Raw genomic sequence first — 5,505 nt, 5'->3', positions numbered from 1 at the left:
CGAGAGCCGCGGCGGGGACTGTCCCCGCCGCGGCTCTCGTTCTATCTACACTGCGGATCAGTTGCCGAAGCCGGTGCCGCCGGTGTCGGGCTGCTGCTGCTGCGGCTGCTGGCGCGGGCGCGGCGCCCGGCCAAAGGTGTACTGCAGCGTCAGGTGCACGGCGCGCGTGGTCTGCGTGCGCTCCGTCAGCTGGATCAGGTTGTCGTCGCCCGCGCGAATGCGGAACCGCTGCGTGTTGAACGGGTCCGACACGCGCAGCGTCAGGTTCGCCCGGTCGCCGTACATCTTCTGCCGCACGGACAGGTTGGCCATCTGCATGGCATCAAAGCGTCCGCCCTCAATCTGCATGGGCGCGCGGTAAAAGTACTGCGCCGTGAACGCGGTGCGCGGCGTCATGTTGTACGTGGCATTGAACTTGGCCGACCACGTGACCGCGTCCGTCGACAGGCTCGACTCTCCGCTGGTGCCCTCGGTCACCATCTTGAACACGTTGAACGCCGCCAGGCCGTTGAAGATCTGGCCCAGGCGCAGCGAGCCGTTCAGGTCCGCGCCCCACGACGTCCCCGTGTCCAGGTTCTTGAAGCTCACCGACGTGACCTCGCGCCCGTTCACCACGTCGTCCGTATCCACCACGGTGCGGATGATGTCGGTGGTGCGGCGGTAGAACGGCGAAAACTGCAGCGATCCCAGCCGTCCCGAGTGCTGAAGCCCCAGCTCGATGGCGTCCGTGTACTCCGGGTTGAGCCGCGGGTTGCCCAGAAACACGTTCTGCAGATCGAAGAACGTGGGGAACGGGTTCAGCTGCCCGCTTCCCGGCCGGTTGATGCGCCGCGAGTAGCTCAGCTTGGCGTTGGTGCGGTCCGACAGGTTGTAGCTCACCAGACCGCTGGGAAAGAAGCTGGTGTAGTCGTACGGATAGTTCTCGCCGGAGTTGGCGAGCGAGAAGTCGCGGCTCGCGTACTCCGCCCGCAGCCCACCCTGCAGCTCCAGCTTGCCGCTCCCGCGGCTGAACACGCCGTACACCGCGTTCACCGTCTCGTCGAACTCCAGCGCGTTGCTCAGGTCGCTGGGCGTCCACGTGCCGGTGCCCAGCGGATCCTCGCGCACGGCGAAGTCGCGGTCCAGCAGGCGCGAGGTGCCCTTGTACCCCGTCTCCAGCTTGCTGCGCTGCCCGAACGACCGCGTGTAATCCGCCTGCGCCGTGAACTGGTACATGCGCAGGGTGGTGCGGTTCAGTTCCGCGTCGCTCAGCCCCACGCCAGGGGCCGACTGCCGCCAGAGCTGCACGCGATCCTCGTCCTGCAGGCGGTTGGCGCGCAGCTCGGCCGAGAACTCGTGCCGCTGCGGCTGAAGCGTGCGCCTGAACGCCAGCGAGTAGTCCGCCATGAAGGCGTCGGTTTGCGAGTCGCGCACCCGCTGGTACTCGTCCGTGAGCAGCCGCGAGCCGTTGAACACGTCGTACGCGCTCAGGGCGTCCTCGGAGGCGTCGCGCAGGTTCAGGACGATGGCGTTGCTCACCACGTCGCGCCCGTTCAGCCGGTAGTCCAGGCTGGCGTTCAGGTTGTGCCCCGCGTTTCCGTTGGCGCCGCGGATGTCCTGCTCCGTGTAGGAAAGCGGGGCGCGCCCGGCGCCCAGCCGCGTGCGGTCGTTCAGCCCGGCCACGGTGCGGTCGTCGGTGCTGTAGCCGTAATTGGCGAACAGCGTGACGGGGCCGGCCTGGTAGCCCAGGTTGCCGGAGCCCACGTAGCGGTCCGCGGTGGATGCGCCGAGCTGGAATCCGCCGCTCCAGCCCAGGTCCACGCCCTGCTTGAGGACGATGTTGATGATGCCCGCCATCCCCTCCGGATCGTACCGCGCAGAGGGATTCGGGATCACCTCCACCCGCTCCAGCGTGCTGGCGGGAAGCTGCTTCAGGTAGGCAGCCAACTGCGCGCCGCTGATGGGCGTGGGACGGCCGTTGATCTGCACCACCACGCTCTCGTTGCCGCGCAGGCTCACCCGCCCGTCCGCATCCACCTGCACGGAGGGCACCGCCTCCAGCACCTCGCTGGCGCTCGTGGCGGCGGGCGCCACGTCGCGCGTGCGGTAGGCGTTGCGGTCCGGCGCAATGCTCACCGGCTGCGACTGCCCCGTCACCTGGATGGCGTCCAGCGTCACCGCGGAGCGAGCCAGGCGAATGCTGCCGGCGTTGGTGCGGGGCGCGGCCGGGGTGACGGCGAAGGTGGTGGTCTGGGCGGCGTAGCCCATCATGTTCACGCGGAGCACGTAGGAGCCCGGGCGCAGCCCCTCGATGCGGAACGTTCCGTCCGCCCGCGCAATGGCGCCGGCGACGAGCGCGGAGTCACGCGTGGTCCGCACCGCCACGCTGGCGGAAGGCACGGGGGCGCCGCTGCCGGCGTCCACCACGGTTCCGCGGATTTCTCCGGGGCCCGCGGCGGGAGGCTGCGGGGGGCCCTGGGGCCGCTGGGCACCCTGCTGGGGAGGGCGCTGGGCGGGCGCCTGAGCGGGCGTCTGGGCCAGCAGGGTGCCGGCGCCGAGCAGACTGGCGGTAGCCGCGACAAGAAGGATTCTCTGCATGGCAGGAGCTCGTGGGAGGCCAAAAGGGTGATGCTGTACTAGCACTGTAGTACACTAACACTCCAGTACTGCGGTGACAAGGGGCTTCGTGGAGGCTGTCCACCACGGCTCGTGGCCGGTGGTGGTACCGGGGCGCACGGTGGACACCGTGCGCTACGGGCGGCCTCGACCCGCGGTTTCAATCATCACGATCACTGAACCCCATCGCCGCGAAAGTACTTTACAATGTGAAGTACTCTTCCGCAATAGCCATCTCGCTGCGATCAACGCGGGCGAGGAGCGGCGGCGGCGCGGCGCGATGTGGGCGGGAGGTGATGGACATGGTTGCACCTTGGTTGGACGTGGATACCGCGGCGGATCGGAGCCGGCGGAACGCGGCGACTGCAGGGTAGCGAGAGGCGCCATCCCCCGGAACCCGACCATCGCCGAGTGGCAGATCGGAACCCCCGAGTGGCGGCGGGCGGGAGAGCGGCAAACGCCCAGCCGCCCCGCAGCGCAACATTGAACACTCTTTACACGACCCAAATGGTTCTATAGATTACAGGAAACGCGAAGTCATCTTCTACGCGCCCTTCCAGGCGATGCGCATCTGCGGCATCGCCCGGTCGGCAACGCGCGCACATCCAATCCCGCCACGAGCGGGTTGATCCCGGGAGTCCGTGATGAACGCACGAAAGTACGCCGCACTGCTGGCCGTGGTGCAGGAACACCTCGCCGGGCGCGATGCACAGGCGCGCACCCTGCTCGCGGACCTCGTGGAGCGCCAGTTGGACAACGGCGGTGCCGACCTTCAGTACTACATCTTTGCCTCGGCCCTCTCCCGCCGGCTGGAGTGCGGCACGCGCGAGGCCCTCAACCTGTACCTGCGCCGCTTTGAGCAGACGCAGATCTCGCTGTTCAACCTGCTCGCGCAGCACCTGCCCACCGTGGCCATGGCCGGCCCGCTGGCCAACGAGGTGCTCGCCGACGCCCTCGCCGGGCACGACGAAGCCACGCTGCTGGACGTGGGCATCGGCTCCGGGCGGCAGGAAGCGGCGCTGCTGCGGCTGATGGCGGCGCGCGGCACCCTTCCCCGCGCGCTGCACCTGATCGCGGTGGAGCCGGACGCGGGAAGCCTGCTGGAGGCCGGCGAGGCGCTGCAGGCCACGGCGCAGGAACTGGGGGTGGAACTGCACTTCTACCCCGTGCACGGGGTGGCGGAGGAGCTTTCGGAGGTGGACTGGGCCTGGTTCGGCACCTTTGCCGCCCCGCTGGTGGTGCTGGGCGCCTTTGCGGTGCACCACGTGCGCTCGGCGCGGGGCACCGACGCGCGCGACCACCTGTTCCGCCGGTTGCGTGCCCTGAATCCCGCGGCGCTGGTGCTGTGCGAGCCCAGTTCCGACCACAACACGGGCTCGCTGATGGACCGCTTCCAGGCCGCGTGGCACCACTTCGGGCTCACCTTCCGGCTGATCGACAGCCTGGAGCTGGGCGAGGCCGACAAGGCGGCGATGAAGATGTTCTTTGCCCGGGAGATCGAGGACATCGTGGCGGGGCCGGAAGCCAGCCGCTGCGAGCGCCACGAGCCGGTAGACGCCTGGGTGCGGCGGCTGCGCGAAGCGGGATTCGTGGCCGCGCCGGGGCTGGAGGCGTACCAGGGGCGGCGCGAGGCGGGCGTGAGCGTGCGCGCGCACGACGGCTTTCTGGGGCTGGATTACCAGGACGAGACGCTAGTGGCCATCCTCTGCGCCACCGCCGACGTTCCGGCACCCACCGTGGTCCCCGTGGAGCGGAGGGCGCACCAGACCGCCTGACCGCGGCTGTCGTCACCGGCCTGCGCGCCTGTGGCGGAAAACGGAGCGACGGCAGCCGCCGCATCCTTGACAGAGGGTGCGGCGGCTGGTTCAATTAGACCGCTCCCTCTGAGACTTCCCAGTGTCTCAGACCGCCCGCGAAGGAGGGGTATTTCGCTTCCTTCGCTCCTCTTCCGGACACGGCTCGCACGTGAACAACGCCCCACGCTTCAGGCCCGACGCCACGGTTCTTGGAGGCAACATCCTGTCGATGCTGGCGGCCATGGGGCCGTTCCGCCGGCGCGGGGAGCAGATCCTGGCGGACTTCGGCATCAACGGGGTGGTGCCGGACGCGTGGTATCCGCTGGCGGCGTACGTGGGCGCGCTGCACACCATCGGCGAAAAGATGGGGCCCAACACGCTGTACCAGATCGGGCGGCAGATTCCCAACCATGTGCCCATGCCGCCGGACATCGACACCTTTCCCAAGGTGCTGGCCTCGTTCGGAATGGCGTTCGACCTGAACCACCGCGGCGGGCCGCCTCCGGGCACCACCATCACCTTTGAGCAGTTGTCACCGCGGCAGGGTCAGATCACCAGCGGCACGCCGTACCCGTGCGATTTTGACCGGGGCGTGATCACCGGGTTCTTTCAGAAGCTGCTGCGGTCCAGCGTGGCGGTGCAGCGGCGCGAGGGCACGCCGTGCAAGGCGGAAGGCGCGGACACGTGCACCTACGTGGTCACCACACCGGGGTGATGGTGCGGGGGTCGCGAGGTCCGGGGATGGTGTGAGAGGATCGCCGGGATGATCGGTCCCGGCTGGGTTGAGCGAATGAATTCGCCGCAACAACAGCGGAAAGTCCCCCCAAACAGACGGGGGGACTTCACCTGCACGCGGCCGGGAGCCTCGCGCACACGCCGGGATGTGTCATCGCGGATGGTGTCCTGAGCGGATGAATCGGCCGCTCCAACAGCGGAAAGCCCCGACACGTCGCCCACAGGCGCCGTTCGGGGCTTCAACCCAAATCCTGCATCCACGGGTTCAGGTGGAAATCTGGATCGACGGGACGCATGTTGGCGGTCACATCGGCAGGAGGTGGCGCGAGCTGGAGGCGATCGGGAGGCTCTCCGACGCGTGGTTCGGGAGCTTCAGGTC

At 68.6% G+C, this 5,505-nt stretch carries 3 protein-coding genes; 2 read left to right on the top strand and 1 reads right to left on the bottom strand.

Annotated features, from left to right (window positions below; genetic code table 11):
• Positions 1–57: 57 nt before the first annotated feature.
• A complete protein-coding gene (locus tag VF665_RS05340) occupies positions 58–2,577 on the bottom strand; it encodes a TonB-dependent receptor domain-containing protein (protein WP_331052383.1) in 2,520 nt (839 codons plus the stop codon).
• Positions 2,578–3,239: 662 nt separating this feature from the next.
• On the opposite strand from VF665_RS05340, the gene VF665_RS05335 reads away from it, so the two are divergent.
• Both VF665_RS05335 and VF665_RS05330 read left to right on the top strand, forming a co-directional pair.
• Entirely contained in the window at positions 3,240–4,370 is a 1,131-nt protein-coding gene (locus tag VF665_RS05335) for a GRAS family protein (RefSeq protein WP_331052382.1), read from the top strand.
• Positions 4,371–4,560: 190 nt separating this feature from the next.
• Positions 4,561–5,106, top strand: coding sequence for a hypothetical protein (locus tag VF665_RS05330; RefSeq protein ID WP_331052381.1), 546 nt, complete (start codon positions 4,561–4,563; stop codon positions 5,104–5,106).
• Positions 5,107–5,505 lie beyond the last annotated feature (399 nt).

It is taken from the genome of Longimicrobium sp. (assembly GCF_036387355.1).
Taxonomy (GTDB): Bacteria; Gemmatimonadota; Gemmatimonadetes; order Longimicrobiales; family Longimicrobiaceae; genus Longimicrobium.
The sequence above is the reverse complement of the archived record's forward strand: the minus strand, read 5'-3'. Positions and strand labels throughout refer to the sequence as shown.